This window comes from Flavobacterium sp. MEB061 (genome assembly GCF_000834715.1).
GTDB classification, from domain to species: domain Bacteria; phylum Bacteroidota; class Bacteroidia; order Flavobacteriales; family Flavobacteriaceae; genus Flavobacterium; species Flavobacterium pectinovorum.
The window spans coordinates 62,164-83,791 of the sequence record NZ_JXQR01000059.1 but is presented as its reverse complement, the minus strand read 5'-3'; the positions used below and the strand labels follow the sequence as shown (position 1 = coordinate 83,791).

Below are 21,628 nucleotides of genomic sequence, written 5' to 3'. Positions count from 1 at the left end.
ATTGCCTATATAAATTTGGGTATATAAATAATCAAGCCTATTGCTATTGCTGTCATTGCGGCAAAAAATACCGCTCCTGCAGCAATATCTTTAATAAATCCGATTCGTTTGCTATAATCAGGATGAATAAAGTCGGCAATTTTTTCTACAGCCGTATTCAATCCTTCAATGCTCATTACTAAACCGATAGCTAATACCTGGAAAAGCCATTCAGTTTGTGAAATATTAAAATAGAACCCCGCAATGGTCATAATAATTCCCAAAGAGAATTGAACCATGATGCTATGCTCTGTTTTTATAAGTTTAACAGCTCCGTTAAAAGCATAAGTCATGCTTTTTAATCGACCTGTTACAAAGGTATTATCTTTTTCAAATGCCATTATCTGGATATTATAGTGCTGCTAAAGCTGCTTCGTAATTTGGTTCGTTTGCAATTTCAGCAACTTGTTCTGTATGAAGAACTTTTCCGTCAGCATCAACCACAATGATTGCTCTTGAGTGTAAACCGGCTAAAGGTCCGTCAAGGATTTCTAAACCATTTGTTTTACCAAAAGAACCTTCTTTAAAATCAGATAAGTTTACAACATTCTCTAATCCTTCAGCACCACAAAAACGTTTTTGAGCAAATGGTAAATCTCTCGAAATACACAAAACAGTAGTGTTTTCTAAATTGCTTGCACTTTCGTTGAATTTTCTAACAGAAGTCGCACAAGTTCCCGTATCGATACTTGGAAAAATATTTAAAACTAATTTTTTACCAGCAAAATTGCTTAATGAAGCTACTGATAAATCATTTTGTACTAATTTGAAATCAGCAAGTTGTGAACCTACTTTTGGTAATTCTCCTGATGTATGAACTGGATTTCCTCCTAATGTTATTGAAGCCATGGTGATTTTTTTTAATGAGGTTCAAAAGTAAGGATTAATATTTGAATCTAAAAGTATTTGTTAGGCGTTGTCATCACAATTAAGCTAGTTATAAGATAACGAATAATTTGTGAATTTATGTTGTGAATGTTCTGATTTTGTCTTTGTGGTTTTGTGTCGATATGGAACGCGGATGACGCTGATTCGCTTTGCGAAAACACAGATTAACGCAGATTTTTTTTGTCTTTGCGAGGAACGAAGCAATCTCACTTAGTAAATCCTCAAAGTTTGCTTTTGTTAGTGCGGTTGCTTCGTTCATCGCAATGACTTTGCTGGCGTAGACTTTTGTTTATTTTTAAACTGAAAACGGCTGCTCCGCGAGAGGGATAGGAGCAATCCGCCGCGGCGGAGCGGATAGCCCGACAGCATTAGGGAAAGGGGCGAATAATGCTATGCTAGATTAGCCCCTTTTTCTAATGTTGTCTCGCCCAAATAATTAGGCATAAAAAAAAGCGCTCTCTTGTTTAGAAAACGCTTCTTTAGTCATGTTTTTTTATTTTTCAGGAAAGAGGCCAGTTTATTTATCGATCGAACCTAAAACACGTTTCATGAACGCATTTAAAGCTTCTTTTTTGTCAGTGCCCTGAGATACCATTTTGTGTACTTCAAGTGCGCCATACATATTTGAAATCAATTCGCCAATTACATCCAATTCTTCATCTTTTAAAGATGGAATCTCAGTCATAGCTTCTAAAACTTCAATAGTTTCGATGATATAATCCTGATCGTTTTCTTCGATAAATTGCGTTAATTGCTTTATTACAGGTAATTTCATATTTCTGGATTTCTTAGATTTTTAGACATTAGACTTCTTAGACTTTCTTTAATTTAGGACAACATCTAAGAAGTCTAAAATCTAAGTTAGTCTAACTAATCTCATTATGCAATTGCGTTTACCAAGTCGATTAAAACTTCTTGTTTGTTGGTTTGAGTTTCTCCAACTAATTGTCCGTTTACGAAAGTTGCGAATGTTGGCAAGTTGCTTACATTGGCTAATTTTCTTGATTCCGGAGAATTTTCTGCATCAACCAAAACAAAAGTGATAGCTTCATTTTCTGTCGCTAATTTTTTGAATTTTGGTTTCATAATACGGCAATTTCCACACCATGAAGCTGAATATTGTACTACTACTTTTTCGTTTTTAGCAACTAAATCTGCTAACGTATCTTCGTTTAAGTCGATTAACATTTTTTTATTTTTTTAAGGTTCAAAGCGGCAAAGGTTCAAAGGAACAAAGTTTTTGAAACTTCATTTTTCTTTGTCGCTCTGTAGCTTTGTATGTTTTTGATAATTTTAAAGTAGCAAAGGTTCAAAGAACAAAGTTTAGAAACTTTGTAAATCGTAGCAGCAAAAAACCTTTGCCACTCTGTACCTCTGAACCTTTGTACCTTTATAAAAAATTAGTTTGCGCTTAAGTATTCAGCAGTACTGATTCTGTCAGCAGACATAGCTTCTTTACCAGCTTCCCAGTTTGCAGGACAAACTTCTCCTTTTTCCTGGATGTGAGTGTAAGCATCAACCATTCTTAAGTATTCGTTTACGTTACGTCCTAATGGCATATCGTTAACACTTTCGTGGAAGATTTTTCCAGTTTCGTCAATAAGGTAAGTAGCTCTGTAAGTTACGTTTGAACCTTCGATGATAACTGAATCAGTTTCTTCGCTGTATTCTGTAGTTTCAATATCTAAAATTCCTAAAATGTTAGATAAGTTACGGTTTGTGTCAGCAAGGATTGGGTAAGTAACACCTTCGATTCCACCATTGTTTTTTGGAGTGTTTAACCACGCAAAGTGTACTTCGTTTGTGTCGCAAGAAGCTCCGATTACGATAGTATTTCTTTTTTCAAATTCTGGTAATGCAGCTTGAAAGGCGTGTAATTCAGTTGGACATACAAAAGTGAAATCTTTTGGGTACCAAAACAATAATACTTTTTTGTTGTTGTTTACTGCTTCTTCAAAAATGTTGATTTTTAAGTTATCACCCATTTCTGAGATAGCATCTACTGCAATACTTGGGAATTTTTTTCCTACTAAAGACATATTTTTCGTTTTAAGTTAAATATTTATTTGGTGCAAAAGTAGGGTATAAGTAAAGGTAATTACAATAAGATGTAATTATTAATATTTATTAAGTAATAATTTTTAATTATGATGATGATTGAGTAATTTGTAAGTTATTGAATGTCAGTATTTACGGGTAAGCTTCCTGAATGATTTTTATTTTCAAGAAGATAAATTCCTGCAACTTTTTGAAATTCTTCAAAATCCTGATAGACCTCAATTAGTCCTGAAGCCTTGGAAAGATTAGGAATTAAAGGCAAAACATACGGATTTCCGAAAACGTAAACAACACATTTTTTAGTTTGAAGCAATTCTGAAAGTAAAACGAAGACTTCATCATTCACTTCAAAATTATTCAAAGGTTTTGCCTTCGGAACAAATAACGAAATAAGAATCGTTTCGAAATTTTCCAGTTCTTTTTTGATGGATGAAATATCTGAAATTTCCAGATTTTCAAAAGCAAATTCCGGTGAAGGTAATTTTGAATTTAAGGTTTTGAAAAAAGTATTCTCAACATTTTTATATAAACTCAATTTGGCTAATTGATTGTTTTTTTGAGATTCGAAAACCAAGTCAGAAACGGAATTACCGATAACTTTTGTAATACAGTTTTCTGCAATTTCAAGATTTAATTGAGAAGCTTTTTCGAAATTTAACTCGCCGGTTGCAGCAAAAGAATCATTTATAAGACCTACTTTTTCTTTCGCTTTCAGGATTCTATTGAAACTTTCTTCAATTCTATCCGGCGAAGCATTTTTAAGAATCGCTTCAATTCCTTCAGGAACATTTTCGGCGAAGCATAAAATATCATTTCCGGCGTTGAAAGCTTCCCATTCCAATTCGCCTTTTGTTTCATACAATTTAGAAACGCTGTGCATGTTTAACGCATCAGAAATTACCAAACCATCATAACCCAATTTCTCGCGCAAAAGTGTTTCGATAATAGGTTTTGATAAAGTAGCCGATGTATTTTTTCCGTCATTTAAGCTTGGAACGGCCAAATGTCCAATCATTATGGAGTCGACATTATTTTCAATTCCTTTAATGAAAGGATATAATTCGTTTTCTAATAATTCTTCCAAAGTTTCATTTAAAACCGGCAATCCCAAATGCGAATCGACATTGGTATTTCCGTGTCCGGGAAAGTGTTTCAAACAGCCTAAAATGCCAACTTCAGACATTCCTTTTAAATATTCGACAGCAAAATCAGCGACTTTCTTTTTGTTTTCGCCAAAAGAACGGTACCCAATAACCGGATTATTGGGGTTATTGTTGATGTCTGCCAATGGCGATAAATTATAATGAATTCCGGCGGATTTGAGATCTAAACCAATTTGTTTTCCAACTTCGTATACCAAATTAGCTTTAGTTGAAGGCAAAGCGCCAAGCGTAATCGCGTACGGATATTGCGGAGTTTTTTCGATACGCATCGCCAAGCCCCATTCGGCATCAATACTAATTAAAAGGGGAGTAGAAGCCGCTTTTTGGTAGCGAATAATTAAGTCTTTTATTTTTTGATAACTATCGTCATTAAAAACAACTTTTTTCTTGCTTTCATAATTCGTTGCAGCGCTCGCCCGACTATGAAAAAAAGTCAATCCGCCAATGTTGTGTTCTTTGATCAAACGTTCGGTTTCCTGAATATTTTCTTCGGTATCGTTTATAAAAACAGCAGGAAAAAAGAATTGTCCCACTTTTTGTTTTAATGCTTCGGCTGTCATTTTCATTATTATAAAGTCTTTTTCATGCAAACACTATTCTCCACGTTTTCGTAAGGAGGATAATTCGGAATTATGCTGTAACCTGATTTTTGGTACAAAGCAATGGCTTCGGGTTGTTTTTTTCCGGTTTCTAAAACCGTGTACGGATAGTTGATTTCTGCAGCCCAGCGTTCTAGTTCTGCTAAAACCTGAGAGGCAATTCCTTTTTTTCGATGATCCGGATGCACGTACATGCGTTTTATTTCCACCGAATCAGTTTCTTTTTCTCTAAAAGCGCCACAGCCCACAGCAATATCATTTTCATAAAAAACAACTGCATGTTTTATTTTGTCAATTTTATTAAACTGATTATAAAAACTGTGATCTTCTCCGTCTCTGATCGCTAAATCTTTGTCTAATAAAGCAACAAGATTTACAAAATCAACATCATCAGAATTCGTTCTTTTCAAGGTAATCATCATCAAATAAAAAAAGTTAGTAATTATGTCAAAACAAGTTCAATCATTTTAGTATTATGATATTTAAGTCAAGCTTTATGAACTTAATATCTTAATGGTAAAAAGAAAATTAAGCTTAATTTTTTTTAAAAATCCGTTACGTTCTTACTAAATAATCAAGGATACTATTCGATATATTACTTCAGTTTTGCTTTCTTTTGTTTGGCTAATTGTTTCTTTGTTTCAATTGCTTTCTCCAATCGGTTTTTAAAACGGAAAAGTTTTGGTAAACCTTCCAAACGATCTTCAAGTGTGATTTCTTCAAAAACAACAATTGCTTTTTCTAAAACCCGAATTTCGTTGTCGATATCGTTTTGGTTTTTGTAGATCGTAGCCAATCTATCGTAAGGATGATTTCCTTTAAAGCTTTCCGCGACATTTTCTTCATATACTTCAATTGCTTTTTCAAAATTTCCTTCCTTCTCGAACTCAGCGCCTTTTAGGTTGCGTTCGTTTTGCAAATTTTCATTGATTTCCATAAGTAAGAGTTTGATTTGGGGTTAAACTTCTTCTGATTTTTTCCCAAAATCTTTTGGGAAAATTAAAAAACGGGACAAAATCAATCCCGGAATTGTCGCCAGCAGAACCCAGATAAAAAAGTGCTGATAGCCTAAATATTGTTGTATATAACCGCTTAACATTCCCGGTATCATCATTCCTAAAGCCATAAATCCGGTTGCAAGAGCATAATGTGCTGTTTTTGATTCTCCTTCGGCAACATGTATTAAAAACATCATAAAACCTGTAAAACCAAATCCGTAACCAAATTGTTCTAAAATAACAACGGCGTAAATATAATAAATAGAAGAAGGGTGAAAAAATGCCAGCAAAATAAATCCGATAATTGGAAGATGCATTGCTAAAAACATCGGAAACATCCATTTAGTAAGTCCTTGTTTCGAAATAGCAATTCCGCCCAAAATTCCGCCCAGGGTTAAAGCGCCAACACCAAAAGTTCCGTAAATTATTCCAACAGCTTCAGTGTCTAAAGCCATTCCGCCAAGATTTTTTGCATCTAATAAAAATGGACTTAGCATTTTAAGCAATTGCGATTCTCCTAAACGAAACAATAAAATAAACGCCAATACCAATCCGATTTGTTTTTTCTTAAAAAAAGTAACAAAGATCGTGGCAAAGTTTTGGTGGTGATCTTTATTGTTTTCAACCGAATTAATTTCATTTCTTGGTGTAAAAACAAAATTATAAACGGTAATTACCGTCATTAATAAACCAACGGCAATCATCGTATACGACCATGCTTTTGTATTATCTCCGTATTTATGTTCTAAATATCCGGCAAACAAAACGATTAATCCGTTTCCGGCTAAAAGTGAAAGTCGGTAAAAAGTACTTCTGATTCCGAGGAAAAAAGATTGCTGTTCTTTGGGTAAAACCAATAAATAGAAGCCGTCGCTGGCAATATCATTAGAGGCTGATGCAAAAGCGGCGACCCAAAATATCGCCAATGTCATGATGAAAAATCCATTGGATGGTACCGTAAAACCGACCAGTAAAAACGCAATCGAAATAAGCAATTGCATCGATAAAAACCATTTTCTTTTGGTGCCGTTCAATTCAATAAATGGGCTCCAAAGTGGTTTTATAACCCACGGAAGATATAATAAACTGGTATAAACCCCAATGTCTTCGTTAGAGATTCCGAGATTTTTGTACATGATAACCGAAACGGAAATGATAACGGCGTAAGGCAATCCAGACGCAAAATTTAAAAGCGGAATCCAAAACCATGGAGATTTATCTGTTTTCATTCGGTTGTGCAGGTGTATAGATTTTAAATGTCTTTTTTGTGTCGATAGTAGTTGGGGTACTTTCGTTCGCAAAATAATCAATAAAAGTTACAGCGCAAGCTTTATACTGATTCATTTTTTCTGCAGGGATAGAAAATGAGATCGTACCGTCGATTTCATGCACCATAATCTTGTCAATTATTTGTGTTGCATCGTTGGTATTGATTCGCGAAATATGATCTGCACCGTAAACCACCATATAACGAACTTTGGTATTTAACGGCGATTTGATGTTGAAATAATATTTAAGACTGTCTTTTGAAAATTCATTTACCGTTGGAATATCAATTACAATTCGCTTTAAATTAGGAACTGCCGGCGGAAGCGCAGGATATTTATATTGATTTTCTTCTAAAAGACGAACGATATCGAAGTTTTTGGTCATGAACCATTTTGAACTGAAATAAGCGCTTCCGCCCACTTTTTTGAAACTTCTGGCGTAATCGATCTGCGTTGGAATTTCGCTTACATAATTCCAGCTTTTGTCGCCATCGCCTCTAATTTTGTATGAAGCGTGACCAATATAAAGAGCCGTATTATTCGAATTTTCAGACCACCATTTTACGAGTTTTGAGTAAGAAGCGCGCGGATTATTCATGCTCCAATACAATTGCGGCATAATATAATCGATCCATTTTTGGTCCATCCATAAAATTGGATCAGCGTATAAATCATCGTAATTGGAAGTCGATTGCGTCTCAGAACCTTTTGGATCCATCGATTTGTTTCGCCAAACCCCAAACGGACTAATTCCGAATTGAACCCACGGTTTGCTGGCTTTTATAGTCGTAGAAATCGTGTGCACAAAATTGCTCACATTCGCACGACGCCAATCGGCAAGGTTTAAACCAGAACCGTATTTTTTGAAAGAAGACGTATCGTTAAAAACTTTTCCGGGAACGGCGTATGGGTAAAAATAATCATCAAAATGAATCGCATCGATATCGTATTTATCGACAACTTCTTTAACCACTTTGGTTAAATGCGTCTGAACTTCAGGCAATGCCGGATCGTAATATAATTTTCCGCCATATTCGATCATCCATTCCGGATGTTTGAAAATGTCGTGCGTTGGACTCAAAAGACCTTTGTTTAAATCGAAAGTCGCACGATACGGATTCATCCAGGCATGAAATTCAAAACCTCTCGAATGCGCCTGCTCAATCATCCAAGCCAAAGCATCGTAATACGGAGCCGGAGCCTGACCTTCTTTCCCCGTCAAAAAACGTGACCAGGGTGCCAGTTCCGAAGGGTAAAAAGCGTCTCCAACACTACGAATCTGAACAATTACGGCGTTGTAATTTAATTTTTTGTAAGCATCTAAAATCTCGATAAAATCTGCTTTTTCCTTTTCTACGTTGTCAACGGCGGTTTTTGGCCAGTCGATGTTGACAACCGTTGCAATCCAGACACCTCTAAATTCATTTTTAGGATGCGTCACTTTTTCCTGCGAAAAGGCATTCCATCCAAGGGTTAATAAAAATAGGAGAGAGTATATTAGGTGCTGATTTTTATGCATTTCAATCTTTTTTAAACAGAAATCAAAAATAGTTTTTTTAGCGGACTATAATAAATAATTAAGAAATTATAATTTGTATGCTAATTATTTGATTTTCATGTATTTGTTTTTGAATAAATTTACGATAAATATTAATAATGTATTGCGTGTTGTTTTTTTTGCCACGAAGGCACAAAGGCACAAAGCTTTTTATAAAAAAAATCTGCTAAATCTGCCCAGTCTGCGTGAGAAAATTTTAAGCCACAGATTATAATATTTCGCACAGATTATTTTAATTTGAATTTCACGCAGATTTTGCAGATTTAAGCAGATCTAATTTTAGATTTTTATAAATTAATCTGCGCGCATCTGCTTAAATCTTTTTAAATCTGCGTGAAACAAAATCATTTTAATCTCATAATCTGTGGCAAAAAAAACTTTGTGTCTTAGCGTCTTCGTGGCAGACTCATTTAATCAGGAAACGAAATTTTGCCCATCGTAACGGAAGGAATTCCTTTTTTTGTTCCGAAATTAAAATCACCGCCGGCAACTGTTTCATTGGCTAAAAGCGCAAATAAAACCGCTTCTTTCACATCGCTTAAAATGCCTAAATCGTCGCTTTTGTAAAATTCGCAAGGCAATAATTCCTTCAGCCATTTTACCAATAACGGATTGTTTGCACCGCCTCCCGACATATAAACCTTGAAATTTTCAAGTTCATACGAAGTATTTTTTGCTGCAAACTGAATCGCTTCGGAAATTGTTTCTGCGCTGAGCCTCGTTAAAGTGGCAAGCAAATCTGGTGCCGAAATATTTTGAAGGTTTGTTTTTGCCAATGCATTTTCGACAAAACCTTTATTGAATAATTCCTGACCAATTGTTTTTGGGAAACTTTTCGTGAAGAAAGCATTGCTTTTTAATTCCGTTAAAAGCGTTTGATTTACCGTTCCGGTTTGAGCGATTTCGGCATCTTTGTCGTAACTTTTTTCAGGGAAATAATTTTTCGTAAAAATATCGATTAACGTATTTGCGGTTCCGGTATCGGTTACAAAAACTTCCTCGGCATTTTGTGAAGCGGGCAAATAAGTAAAATTCGCAATCCCGCCCATGTTAAGCATAATACGGTTTTCGCCTTTTTTGCTAAACAATAAATAATCGCCATAAACGGCCAAAGGCGCGCCTTCGCCACCTGCAGCAACGTGTTTTTGCCTGAAATCAGATAAAGTAATAATTCCTGTTTTTACGGCAATATGATCGCCGTCGCCAATTTGTAAAGTTGCATTGGGGAATTTTTCCTGCTGATGCAAAAACTTCGGCGCGTGCAAAACCGTTTGTCCGTGCGAGGCAATTAAGTCGACTTCGTGCACGGGAATATTCCATTTCTCTAGACAATTGTTGACCAGATCGGCGTGCAAAATCCCGATCCATTCGTTTAATAAAGCCAAATGCTGAAAATCGATAGTTTTTTGTGCAAACACTTTACGGATTTCGGTTTTAATCTCTTCGGAATAATCGATGGTTTCGAATTCAAGAATTTTCACCACCGTATTTTCGCCCGCACCAGAAACAGCACAAAGCGCAATATCAAGTCCGTCGAGCGAAGTTCCGGACATTAAACCTATTATTTTTCGGGTCTCTTTTTGAGCGATTTCGTAAAGAGATCTTATATTTTTATTCATTAAAATGAAGTTTTAGAAAAGCAGTTTTATTTGATAACGCTAAAATCAGATTTATTTGCATATAAATATAGTGAAAAAGGAATTTTTTATTTCTAAAATTCACTAATTCGGAAAAAGCAACTCAATTCTATAAAGGTTAAAAAATGCAGAAAAAGTTTGATGATTAATTGGTTAAGTTTGCCCGGAAATTCATCAGAATTGTTTTGTTGAATTTGAATCATCAATCAAACATTTAATCTTAAAAAATTATGAAAACATTTTTTTATTCTGTTGCCTTATTCATGCTGTCTTTTTGCATGCAGGCACAGGAAAACAGTCCGTTTACAACAGGATTTGAAGAAACCATTTCTTCAAAAATATTAGGACAGCAACGCAAAGTCTGGATCCATATTCCGAATAGTAACGGAGGAAATAAAATTAAAGACAGGGGTAATTATCCTGTCATTTATTTGTTAGACGGAAGCGAAAATTTTAACACCGTTGTGAGTATTACAGAACACATGGCAGAATCGAATCTTTGCCCGCCCATGATTGTGGTTGGAATCCTGCATCAAAATAGATTGGTAGATTTAACAACCGGTACAGATAAAGAATTGCCAGATGTTGTGGGCGGCGGCGAGAAATTTATGGCGTATGTCGAGAAAGAATTGATTCCGTATATCGATGCCAATTATCCAACAACATCGTATAAAACTTTTATTGGTCATTCGCTTGGAGGTTTGACGGTTATGAATACTTTTTTGCATAATCCGACTTTATTTAATTCGTATGTTTCTCTTGATGCTTCGTTGTGGTGGGACAATCAAAAAGCGGTGAAAGAGGGCAAAACGACTTTGCCGACTCAAAATTATAAAGGAAAAACATTGTATATGGCAATGGCAAACCGTTTAGAAAGAGGCGTTGATACGGTAAGTGTTCAAAAAGATACGAGCGGAACTACGGGACTTATTCGCAGTAATTTAGCATTTATTAAAGAGCAGTCTAAAAACAAAAAGAACCAATTGCGTTTTAAATACAAATTTTATGAAGATGACAATCATCCTTCGGTTCGTTTGATTGGAGAATATGATGCGCTTCGTTTTATTTTTGAATTCTACAAACTTAAAATTTACGACAGCGAATTAAAAAATCCTGATTTTAAATTAGATTCTTTATTGGTTGCACATTACAAAAATGTTTCTGAAAACATGGGTTATATCGTAAAACCCGGAGAAAGCCAGATTAACAATTTAGGTTACCAAATGATGGGCGCCAAACAATTAGCGAAAGCCGAAACCTTATTTAAGCTCAACACCACCAACTATCCTGAAAGTGCCAATTGTTATGATTCTCTCGGCGATTTATATTTGGAAAAAGGCGATAAAACAAAAGCAATTGAAACTTTTAAAAAGGCTTTAACGCTACAAGCAATTCCGGAAACAAAAGAAAAATTGGAGAAGTTGTTGAAGGAGAAGAAGTAAGATTATTTAATTATATATAGGAAAGCTCAACTTTGGTTGGGCTTTTTTTGCTTATGAAAAACAGGTATTTGTACTTGGTTGTTTGGAATTGTTAATTGATATTTTTGGGAAATTCATGTTTTGTTTTAGAGTAGGATTTGAATTAAAAATGTATTATGGTTTAAAAAGGATAGGTCAATTCATTGCAAAAAGTAAAAAACATTAAATTAGCTGAACAGAAAGTTATAAGCTATTACACTTAAACAATTTAAAGTCTATTTTTTTATTCTACAAATAATAATAAATTAATAGTTTAAACCAGATAATAATATAAATAAATATGGAATTTGATCTATCAAAACTTAATGACCGCGAATTTGAAGCTTTAGGGGCATCAATCATTGAGAAAATTTTGAACATACGAGTTGAAACTTTCAAGGCAGGTAAAGATGGAGGTGTTGATGGTCGATTCTGGATTGGCAATAATAAAGAGGGAATTATTCAATGTAAACATTATGTTGATACACCTTACAAAACATTTATTTCAAAACTAAGATCTGAGGAAGTAGCAAAAGTTAAGAATCTTAACCCCAAAAAATATATTTTTATCACTTCTCAAAAATTATCGAGGCTCAATAAAGAAAATATAAAAACACTATTTCATCCATTTATAAAAAGAGAGGATGATATTTTTGGTAGAGAAGATTTAATAGCCTTTCTTCTAAAAAAAGAAAATCAAGCTGTGGTTGAACAAAACTTTAAATTATGGATTACTAGTGCTTCTGTATTAGATTTAGTTTATAATAACGCTATTAAAGGTAGAAGTGAAAGTACTATTCGCGAGATAAAAGAAAATACTTATAAGTATGCAATAACAGAAAATCATATAAAAGGATTAAAAATTTTAGAAGAGAAGAATGTTATAATAATGACTGGTGAACCTGGAATTGGCAAAACTACACTGGCAGATAATTTAGCCCTTTTATATACTGCTAAAGGATATGAATTTTGTGATATTGAAGAAAATTTAACAGAAGCAGAAAACTTGTTTAGAGAAAAAGAAAAAAAGAAAATAATATTTTATTGTGATGATTTCTTAGGTAGTAATTTATATGATGCTATTAATAACAAAAGAGATTCACATATTGTTAAATTTATAAATAGAATATGTAAGGATAATTCTAAAAAATTTATTCTCACATCTAGAACAAATATTTTAAATAAAGCTTATAGTCTAAGCCATAATTTTCAAAATGGAAAAATTCGAGATAATGAATTTTTATTAAGAGTTGAAAATTTAACAAAAATAGATAAGGCACGTATTTTATACAATCACGTTTATCATTCAAATTTAGACAAAATTTATATTGATAGTATATATGAGGATAAACGTTATAAAGATATAATTGAGCATAGAAATTTTAATCCTCGTATAATCGAGTTTGTTACTGATAAAGTAAGAATTGCTAATACTCTCCCAGATGATTATTGGAAATACATTAAAAAAAATTTAGATGAGCCACAAGATATATGGGCAGATTATTTTCAAAATCAGACAGATGATTGTGTAAGAGCTTTGACATTTTTGACTGTATACAATAATGGAAAAATATCTGAAGATATACTAAGAAAATCGTATAATAAATTTCTTAAAATTCATCCTGTAAATTTGGGTGACCATTCAGATAAAAGTTTTGAAGGAATTAGAAAAGTGGCTATAAAATCATTACTAAATAGGAATCAAATAAGTGCAAGTAATTATGAATATATTCTTTTTAATCCATCAATCGCAGATTTTGTCCTTAGCTCCTATCACAAAGAAACTGAATTAATTACTAACATTTTAAAATCCTTAGAAACAGAAACTTCTATAATTTTCTTAAATACTCTTATAATATATAAAAAAATTAACAAACAATCTTCACAAAAAATTCAAGAAGATTTATTTGATTATTTTTTTGAAAAAAAAATAAAAAATGAAGAATGGGATTTTTTGATATTACTTACTTATGTAGATTTTTTCAATGACCGTTTGAAAAGTAGAATAGAAAATTTTATTAAAGCCTTAGTAAATGCTACTTATCCTTCGGGAAGCAAATTATCCGAACTTTTAATGATATTGACAGATTTTGAATTTGAAATAAAGATTACTGATTATACATTTTTACAAGGTTTTTTAAAAGATTCGTTAGATGAAGATACATTAAAAGATCTTTTAAATTTTATAGATAAATTTAATATCATTGATGAGCAAATTTTATTTCTAGCAGGGGAAAGAATTGAAAATTATTTACAAGACATAGTCAATAATAGCTATTTAGACATTAATTATAATGATCATTTAAGTCATATTTATTATGAAGACGGGTATGCTGATTACACAATTAACAAAGAAGGGATTGAATCCGAAGTAAATGATATATTAACAGTTTATTTAGAAGGGTTTAATCAGTCAGTTTTAGAAAGAGTTGAATATAATACTTCCGATATTGTTTCAAATTTAGATATTGACAGCATGGCAATGGATTATTTTAATAGCCAAGATTATGAACCAGAACCAATTAATTATAATAGCAGTTCTTCGTCTCAGGATGATGATGTAGATGCAATATTTGAGCGCTAATAAAATGTTATATGTTGGAATAAGCACAAACTATGATTTACAAGTTTTCTAAAAACCAAAAATAACATTAGAAGTTATGCTGTGCGAATTCTTCTAGATGCCAAAAATATTAGTGAAAGTTTTACGCTGTGTGAAGTCCCTGCTCTTCGAAGTCTTCTAAAAATCAAAATATTATTAAAGGTTTTACGCTGCGCGAAGTCTCCCGACTTCGTACCCGTTCCAATAATCAACAAAGAAATTAAAAGAAAAAATCTCGACTTTTAAAAAATCGAGGTTTTTCCATTTATTATTAATTCTAAAAAATTATTCCAAATTCAAATAAGGATTTAAAACTTCGGCTAATTCATTCAGCCAAAAAAAGCTATCTTCTAAGTTGATAAGTTCGTTTTGAAGAGTTGGGTCTTGGCGCAGAATTCCTAAGGCAATGATATAATTTAGTTTCCGTATTGTTCTGGACATTTCTTCGGGATCTATGGTGTCGTTAAAAAAATTGATTAGCCTTTTTTCGGCTTCTTTTGAAAGGGTGTTGGTACTCATAACTCTGTAATTTTAGGAAATATAAAACCCATGAGGCTAAGGTGTCCTACACTTACAGAAGTGTTACGGTTGTTTCCAATACCGCCACCATACCACATGGGCAAAAGTTTTTTCGAAGTCATGATTCTGTAAATTAGGAAAGGCAAATATAGTAAAACCCTTATGTGTAAAAAGAAGTTTTTAAATTAATTCCTCGCATTCTTGAAAATAACTTATATTCGATTCCAATTAGGACTTTGCAATAATTATGATCGAAAAAATTTTAAAAGATTACATCAATTTTATAAGACATTTTGAAATCTTATTAAAAAATGAATACAAACAGGATATAAATCCATGTTCATTTTCTCATACGTTTTTTGAAACAAAAGGAATTATTGATGGAATTGAATATTGGTTTCACGGAAGCGGTTGTACGGCTCAAAAAGATGGAGTTATTTATGCTTATGATATTGCTGTAAATGAAATTGAGTTTTCGCAATGGAAATTTTCAGAGTTTATTAGAACGCATCCTGAATATCAAAAATTAAATTATAGTGATGAGTTTGTTGAATATGAATTGTATCAGCTTATCAATAAAAGAATATTGGGTTGGAATATAATTGAGGGAATCGACGGAACTTCTTTCGGCTGTGTTTTTAAGGAATATAGAGTTCTTCTGGAGCCAATTTTTCCCTGAAGTTAATTTCTATTTAATAAAATGTAATAATAAATTATGGGAACAAGTATTCACTGCATAATTCCAAAAGAAAAAGAATATTCTTTAGAAGAAACCGAGCAAAGGCTAAACGATGTTTTTAAAAGATTAAAAGCGGAGTTTTTGCATTTGAAAGAATTCGGACATTTTACTAAAAATGAACGAGGAAACTGGTTTATAACTCCCAATCAAATAGATGGATTCGAATATGCTACAGGTGAGAGCGATAGTTTTAGCATTAATATTTATAAAAAGGTTGTTTTAATTGGTTGCATAGAAAGATTTTCAAGTTTATATTTTCAGGAAAGAAATATGTCAGAACAATTATTCAAAATTATAACCGAAATAGCTAAAGAATTCTGTGATTCGGGCAAACTTTTAATTGGAGCAGAAGGAATGGGCGAAACTGATCATATAATTAATATGGCTTGTGAGAATGCGGATTTTGATCAAATTTGTAATAAAACAATTGAACTAAATGGAATTCCGGCAAAAGAGTTAAATGATTTATATGATAAATCATGGTATCTTAAATAAAAAAAATCTTCTTATGAAACCTAAAGCCCTAGCCCTGATGGGAGGGAAAATCCTTTTGTGGTGGGGTTCACCACAAAAGATTTGGAAGGACAGCAGGAAATAGCTTCTAATTAAAAATAAAGATTTCACGTAGACAATTTTTAATTAAGAACTCCAAATAAAATAAGTCGCATTCTGATACACTTGTGTCTTTTGGTTAATTCTTTTGTTTTTTCACAGTTTTAAATTCGAGGCTTCATAATCGCCTCGTTTTAATGAAAAAACTGTTTACACCATTATTCTTTTTTATAGTCTTATTTTTCTGGAGTTTAGATAGTACAGCTCAATTATTTCCAGTTCAGTTAACACCTGTTTTTAATAGTCCGTATAGCATCAAACTATCTGATTACGCCACAAGTACAGACATCAAATTGCGGTTAATGATCAATCCAACAGATATTTCGATATCACAGCGACAGGTACGATTGAAACTTTACATTCAGGGAAACGGGATTAATATTCAAAGTAGTGATTATATGCAGGGACAACGTCCAATATTTATTAATGGAGGAGAATTGCAGACTTTAACCAATACGGATATTTTTACTTTATTCAGACTCGAAAACCTGCAGGGAATTACCGCCCTCCAATACGCCAATGGATTACCCGAAGGCATGTACAGTTTTTGTTTTGAAATGTATGATTTTATCACCAATCAAAAAATATCGCAAAAAAGCTGTGCGAGCTTATATCTGATTTTAAATGATCCTCCGCTTTTAAATACGCCACAGAAAAACGAGCAAATCGCCTCGAGCGACTTTCCTAATATCATGTTTACCTGGACACCGCGCCAGAAGAACGCAACCAATATTTCGTATAAGTTCGAATTAAAACAATTAGCAGATCCAACATTAGACCCACAATTTGCATTTCAAATGTCTCCCATTTTATATGAAGAAACACTTTTTGGAACAGCTTTATTATACAATTTAAATATGCCAATTCTTATTCCGGGAATGCGTTATGCATGGCGTGTAAGGGCAATATCCACAACGGGACTTTCAGAAAATGCAGTTTTTAAAAATGACGGATATAGTGAGATTTATTCTTTTAAATATACTCAAAAGTGTGATCCGCCAACATTTGCCCTCTCAGAAATTGTTTCTCCATCGAGTGTAAAAATAAATTGGCAGGGATTACCTGATCATACCAAATATCAGGTTCAATATCGGAAAAAAGCAATCGTAGAAACCAATAAAAAAGGCAAGGAAAAAGAGAAAGTCTTTGAGTGGTTCTCTACGTATAGCCAAAACAATCAGGCTTTGCTGAGCAATTTAGAACCTGAAACAACCTATGAATTTAAAGTAGGTTCAACTTGTACTTTGGAAGGCGATGGTGTGCAGAGTTTTAATTACTCTAATACGAACACTTTTAAAATTTCGAAAAAAGAAAACGGAATCGCCAGTTATAACTGTGGTATTGTTCCGAAAATTAATATTCAGAATCAAAAACCGCTTACGAATTTAATTCAGAGCGAAACATTTACTGCAGGAGATTTTCCGGTAACTGTTTTAGAGCTGCAGGAACAGCATAGTCCTTATTCGGGAAAAGGTTATATAATAGTACCATATTTGGCGGATACTAAAATTGCCGTCGAATTCAATAATATTCTTATCAATACAGATTATCAATTGATTAGCGGTGTGGTTGAAACCAGTTATAATCCGGATTGGAAAAATGTTACCGATATTGAAGACTTTACAGGTGAAGGCCAAGGAGGGCAAATTGAAGAAACGGTCAAGTTTGAAATAAAAAACATCGTGATCAACGCCAATGGCGATATTGTAGTTAATGGTAAAAATGGAGAACAGGTAACAATTCCGGGAGGAAAAGATACTGTAATCACTGATAGCACAGGAAAAGTATACGGGGTAGACAGCAAAGGAAACGGAAGCAGTCAAGGTACAGAACCTGCGCCCGGAGGAAAACCGACTCCCGAGAATACTGATGGCGTTGATAAAAGTGGTCAGGCAACAGCTTTTACGGCACAAGGAGTTACAATTGCTTTTTCAGGAAATGGAAGTAAATATGCCTTTGATGTGATGCCAAATAACGCAGCAGCCACAATACAAAAGTTATATAAAAAAGTAGATGATACTGCATTGCCTTATAAAGCAGTTTTAAATGGAGATACTGATACAGTTGTAGCCACGGTAACCATTACCGATACGATTGTAAAACCGGACAAAATTGTTTTTAAAACCCAAAACGGAGCGAATGTGTCCTTTACCAGAAATGAAAAAACATTTATACTTACTGTAAAAGGAAACCAAACTTATGCAGAAGAGCAAATATTAGCAGTGATTCAGCAAGGTGAAAGATGGAAAGTGATTGGTGCTTTTATGCTGGTTCATATTTCGGCGAAGGAAGTAAATTTGGTTTTAGTGCCGTTAAATAAAGAAACTCAGATTCCGCCAAATGCAGAAAACGAGATCAGTGCTATTTATAAAAAAGCAGGTATTAAAATGAATATTACAAGATCTGAAAAAATTAATTTTACAGATGCTGATGGAAAAATAGAAGTAGGAGACAGTGATTTTTTTGAAACTTACACAAATGAAGAACAAACGATCAATAATTTAATTAAAAAATCTGGTAACTATAAATCAGATTCTTATTATTTAATTTATTCTGATTTGCCTGCCAATAATCCGGCTATTAAAGGATTTATGGCATTAAAAGGACAGTTTGGATATGTTTTTGTAAGTGGTGACAATAGAATTGCAAGCCATGAATTAGGACATGGTATTTTTGGCTTGGAGCATCCCTTTAAAAATAAAACAGAAGAAGGCAAAACAGACTTTTTAATGGATTATGGAAATGGTCTAAATCTTTGGCATAATGACTGGAAACAAATTAATGATCCTAAATTTAGATTGTATTTGTTTCAGGGGGATGCTGAGGGGGAGTATGAAACTGATGGACATTATTCTACCGTTTATTTGGTTTCTCTTATGTTAGGTATGGATCCTGCCAAAGCTAAGCAATTAGCTGAGGCTACTGAAGCTCCAGACACAGATATTCATAGTGAAACAAATTTTGAATTAGATGATACTTGGATTGATGGAGAATACCAAGAAACTATTCATAGCTTGACAGGTGGCTTTCATGGTACTGAGGAGTTTTTAACTGCAATACAATTTATTTATACACCAAAGGAAAATATTTCAAAATTAGGTGAACTTCTACATCGTTTTGGAGACACTTATGCACATACGAAGCTAGATAACATATTGCCTAAAAATCTAAACGAATATAATTTATTTGAAAATCCTGAAAATGAAAAATTAGCAATTAAATCATGGAAAGGTAAAGGAAGTATAAGATTAAAAGATAAAGTAGAACCTTGGATTTTGTTCTTTAATTATTATTTAAAAAAATACGGAATGGGTTTCTTTACAAGTTATTCAAAACAGCGAGAAATGTTTAAAGGTAAAACTCTAAAAGAAGCTTTAAATGATATTTATTTAGTTTCTGATACTGATAAATACATAATGTATGGTCAAAAAGAAAATATGTTTGGTATAACTGATGACCATGCATTTTCAGATGGTTCTTTTCCAGATAAAATATACTTAAGACCAGATTGGTATTTAGATTATGTGAAAAATTTAGCTTGGTTATTGTCAGCGAAATATAGTTTAAGTACTTCTAATTTTGATATTAAAATATTTGAGAGAATGACAACTTTTGCAGTTTCTAATAAATGCTCATTAAAAGGAATTATTGATTATGAAATTGCAAAAAAAATGAAAAAGGTTAAGTTCTATGTACCTGTTTTATACTCCAATCCTAATCGTATAGCTGCATCATATGATGCAGTAATAAATACAGATTATTATAAAACCGCGCTTGAGGTTATTGATGAAACAAAATTATATATTTTAAAAGATGGAGTTTATAAAAATATTGAAGTTAATCCAATAAAAGATATGAACGTAAAATTTAATTTTAAAACCGGATTTTTTAGAACGGCTGCGTTTGAAATCAATCTAAAAAAATAATTATGGATACTAATCGACTTAAATTTAATTTGTTTTTAGTTAAAAACCTTGCTTTGTTATACGTGTTTTCGGTAATTATTATTTCCGTAATATATTCTTCTGCATTTGTATTGATAAATTGCGGGATATATCTTCTTCTTAGTTTACCGGTCTTTTTGTTCAATATATATGAAATTAGACACAATAAACTCATTTCGTACTTTGTGTTTAGCAGCTTGAATCTTCTACATTTGATTTTTTACTTAAAAGAAATTTTTACAAAAAAAACAGTAACCAGTTGGCAAAATATAAATGGAGTTTTAGTTGAATACACGAAGACATATTATTTTTATGAAATTAATAAAGGATCTGTTCATTTTGAATTAATTTGTTTAGGAATATTTTTGTTTTTACAGTTTGTTTTTTGGCGAGTAATCGTTAAGAAAGTTAATCAGTTTAATATAGATTTATTTTAAGAATTACGGTGGAAATTTATTTGACGATTAACTCGTTAAAATCAAAAAATATTAGAATGAAAATTATAAAATGGTTGGCTATTTTGAGTTTTACGGCGATTAGTATTGTTGTATTATACTGGGTTGGTTTTGCACTGCTTTTTTCTTACGGTGCAGGAGCTGGTGAAACGGGAAGGATTACGTCTTATGAATTTAAAGGGGAAGTGAATGATATTAAAGCAGTATTCAATAAAACATTTGATAAAAGAACAATTCATATTCGAGATTCAATAGTGGATGGCGATTATAGAGGAACGTTTGACACAAAACTTTTGATAATAAATTCAGACAAAAGTAATATGCAGTATATTATTAAATTACCGCCAAGTGAGGGAAGTTTTTACTTTTATCTTATTTATATAAATGGCAAAACCAATGATGATTTTGGTTGGTTTTCTATTGAAAAATATAGAGGTATTAATCTATTTGAAAGTGAGATAATAGATCCATTATCTAAAAAATTTGAAAGAGTTGAAGAATAGCAATGAAAAAAATATAGATGAATCCGTAATAAGAAAAATATTAAAGTACTTAATGATAATTTTTATTGTAGGGTACATATTTAATAAACTATTATTCTATGGATTAATTTATATTTACTTTCATCGTCCAGGTCCAAGCGGTCCTGATGAAATGAAAGAATATGAGTTTAATACAACAGTTGAAAACTTAAAAAACGAATTACAAACAATTTCAGATAAATCAATCTATATCTCTCACCAGGACTCGGTTCATGGTAGATCAAAAATAAATACAGTAAGAATATTTAAAGATGGAGAAAAATTAACCTATTACTTAGAATTAGATGAGAGAGAATATGATAAACATGTTCCCGTTAAGCTAAGTTTGTATTTAATAAATGGCAAAAGCGAAGATGATTTTGGATGGTTTTCAAAAGATAAAGCAACAAAAATAAAGCTTTTCGAGGATAATATTATAGATCCTTTATCTAAAAAGTTTAAAAGGATTGAAGTGAAAGATTGACTTTAAATCTTCTTAAGAAACCAACTGCCCTAGCCCTGATGGGAGGGAAAATCCTTTTGTAGTGGGGTTCACTACAAAAGATTT

The 21,628-nt window shown here is 32.7% G+C and carries 19 protein-coding genes; 7 read left to right on the top strand and 12 right to left on the bottom strand.

Features of this window, described 5'->3' with window-relative positions; all coding sequences use genetic code 11:
- Window positions 1–5 precede the first annotated feature (5 nt).
- From RT99_RS20475 to RT99_RS20425, 11 genes are all read right to left on the bottom strand, one after another.
- A complete protein-coding gene (locus tag RT99_RS20475) occupies window positions 6–380 on the bottom strand; it encodes a diacylglycerol kinase family protein (RefSeq protein ID WP_042566607.1) in 375 nt (124 codons plus the stop codon).
- Between the two features lie 10 nt (window positions 381–390).
- Window positions 391–888 carry a thiol peroxidase gene (gene tpx / locus RT99_RS20470; RefSeq protein ID WP_042566606.1) on the bottom strand — a complete coding sequence of 166 codons (498 nt, stop codon included), beginning with the start codon at window positions 886–888 and terminating at the stop codon, window positions 391–393.
- Window positions 889–1,444: 556 nt separating this feature from the next.
- The gene (locus RT99_RS20465) at window positions 1,445–1,702 is read right to left on the bottom strand and encodes a hypothetical protein (protein WP_042566605.1); all 258 of its coding nucleotides are present in this window, start codon (window positions 1,700–1,702) and stop codon (window positions 1,445–1,447) included.
- A 104-nt stretch (window positions 1,703–1,806) separates the two neighbouring features.
- The gene (locus tag RT99_RS20460; protein WP_007805605.1) at window positions 1,807–2,115 is read right to left on the bottom strand and encodes a co-chaperone YbbN; all 309 of its coding nucleotides are present in this window, start codon (window positions 2,113–2,115) and stop codon (window positions 1,807–1,809) included.
- Between the two features lie 212 nt (window positions 2,116–2,327).
- The gene (locus tag RT99_RS20455) at window positions 2,328–2,966 is read right to left on the bottom strand and encodes a peroxiredoxin (protein WP_007805603.1); all 639 of its coding nucleotides are present in this window, start codon (window positions 2,964–2,966) and stop codon (window positions 2,328–2,330) included.
- Between the two features lie 134 nt (window positions 2,967–3,100).
- Window positions 3,101–4,714: a glycoside hydrolase family 3 protein gene (locus RT99_RS20450; protein WP_042566604.1), complete on the bottom strand. Its 1,614-nt coding sequence runs from the start codon at window positions 4,712–4,714 to the stop codon at window positions 3,101–3,103.
- A gap of 2 nt (window positions 4,715–4,716) precedes the next feature.
- On the bottom strand, window positions 4,717–5,166 hold the full coding sequence (locus RT99_RS20445; protein ID WP_042566729.1) for a GNAT family N-acetyltransferase: 450 nt from the start codon (window positions 5,164–5,166) through the stop codon (window positions 4,717–4,719).
- A 176-nt stretch (window positions 5,167–5,342) separates the two neighbouring features.
- Entirely contained in the window at window positions 5,343–5,684 is a 342-nt protein-coding gene (locus RT99_RS20440) for a tetratricopeptide repeat protein (RefSeq protein WP_042566603.1), read from the bottom strand.
- Window positions 5,685–5,705: 21 nt separating this feature from the next.
- Window positions 5,706–6,974 (bottom strand): MFS transporter, encoded by a 1,269-nt coding sequence (locus RT99_RS20435; RefSeq protein WP_042566602.1) that lies wholly within the window; start codon window positions 6,972–6,974, stop codon window positions 5,706–5,708.
- On the bottom strand, window positions 6,961–8,532 hold the full coding sequence (locus RT99_RS20430; RefSeq protein ID WP_042566601.1) for a glycoside hydrolase family 10 protein: 1,572 nt from the start codon (window positions 8,530–8,532) through the stop codon (window positions 6,961–6,963). The genes RT99_RS20435 and RT99_RS20430 overlap by 14 nt, the downstream gene beginning before the upstream one ends.
- Before the next feature lie 449 nt (window positions 8,533–8,981).
- Window positions 8,982–10,190: an anhydro-N-acetylmuramic acid kinase gene (locus RT99_RS20425; RefSeq protein WP_042566600.1), complete on the bottom strand. Its 1,209-nt coding sequence runs from the start codon at window positions 10,188–10,190 to the stop codon at window positions 8,982–8,984.
- Window positions 10,191–10,438: 248 nt separating this feature from the next.
- Here RT99_RS20425 and RT99_RS20420 point away from each other — a divergent pair, with 248 nt between their 5' ends.
- The gene (locus tag RT99_RS20420; RefSeq protein ID WP_052483740.1) at window positions 10,439–11,650 is read left to right on the top strand and encodes an alpha/beta hydrolase-fold protein; all 1,212 of its coding nucleotides are present in this window, start codon (window positions 10,439–10,441) and stop codon (window positions 11,648–11,650) included.
- Window positions 11,651–11,969: 319 nt separating this feature from the next.
- On the top strand, window positions 11,970–14,252 hold the full coding sequence (locus RT99_RS20415) for a restriction endonuclease (protein WP_042566599.1): 2,283 nt from the start codon (window positions 11,970–11,972) through the stop codon (window positions 14,250–14,252).
- Between the two features lie 303 nt (window positions 14,253–14,555).
- On the opposite strand, the gene RT99_RS20410 is transcribed toward RT99_RS20415, so the two are convergent.
- Window positions 14,556–14,789, bottom strand: a complete 234-nt coding sequence (locus RT99_RS20410; protein ID WP_042566598.1) for a hypothetical protein — start codon at window positions 14,787–14,789, stop codon at window positions 14,556–14,558.
- Between the two features lie 247 nt (window positions 14,790–15,036).
- On the opposite strand from RT99_RS20410, the gene RT99_RS20405 reads away from it, so the two are divergent.
- The 5 genes from RT99_RS20405 to RT99_RS20375 all read left to right on the top strand — a co-directional run bounded on the left by RT99_RS20405 (window position 15,037) and on the right by RT99_RS20375 (window position 21,544).
- On the top strand, window positions 15,037–15,468 hold the full coding sequence (locus tag RT99_RS20405; RefSeq protein WP_042566597.1) for a hypothetical protein: 432 nt from the start codon (window positions 15,037–15,039) through the stop codon (window positions 15,466–15,468).
- 36 nt (window positions 15,469–15,504) lie between these two features.
- Entirely contained in the window at window positions 15,505–16,023 is a 519-nt protein-coding gene (locus RT99_RS20400) for a hypothetical protein (RefSeq protein ID WP_042566596.1), read from the top strand.
- 254 nt (window positions 16,024–16,277) lie between these two features.
- A complete protein-coding gene (locus RT99_RS20395) occupies window positions 16,278–20,066 on the top strand; it encodes a fibronectin type III domain-containing protein (RefSeq protein ID WP_042566595.1) in 3,789 nt (1,262 codons plus the stop codon).
- Between the two features lie 511 nt (window positions 20,067–20,577).
- The gene (locus tag RT99_RS20380; protein WP_042566592.1) at window positions 20,578–21,042 is read left to right on the top strand and encodes a hypothetical protein; all 465 of its coding nucleotides are present in this window, start codon (window positions 20,578–20,580) and stop codon (window positions 21,040–21,042) included.
- Window positions 21,023–21,544 carry a hypothetical protein gene (locus RT99_RS20375; RefSeq protein WP_042566591.1) on the top strand — a complete coding sequence of 174 codons (522 nt, stop codon included), beginning with the start codon at window positions 21,023–21,025 and terminating at the stop codon, window positions 21,542–21,544. Before RT99_RS20380 ends, RT99_RS20375 begins: the two co-directional genes overlap by 20 nt.
- Window positions 21,545–21,628 lie beyond the last annotated feature (84 nt).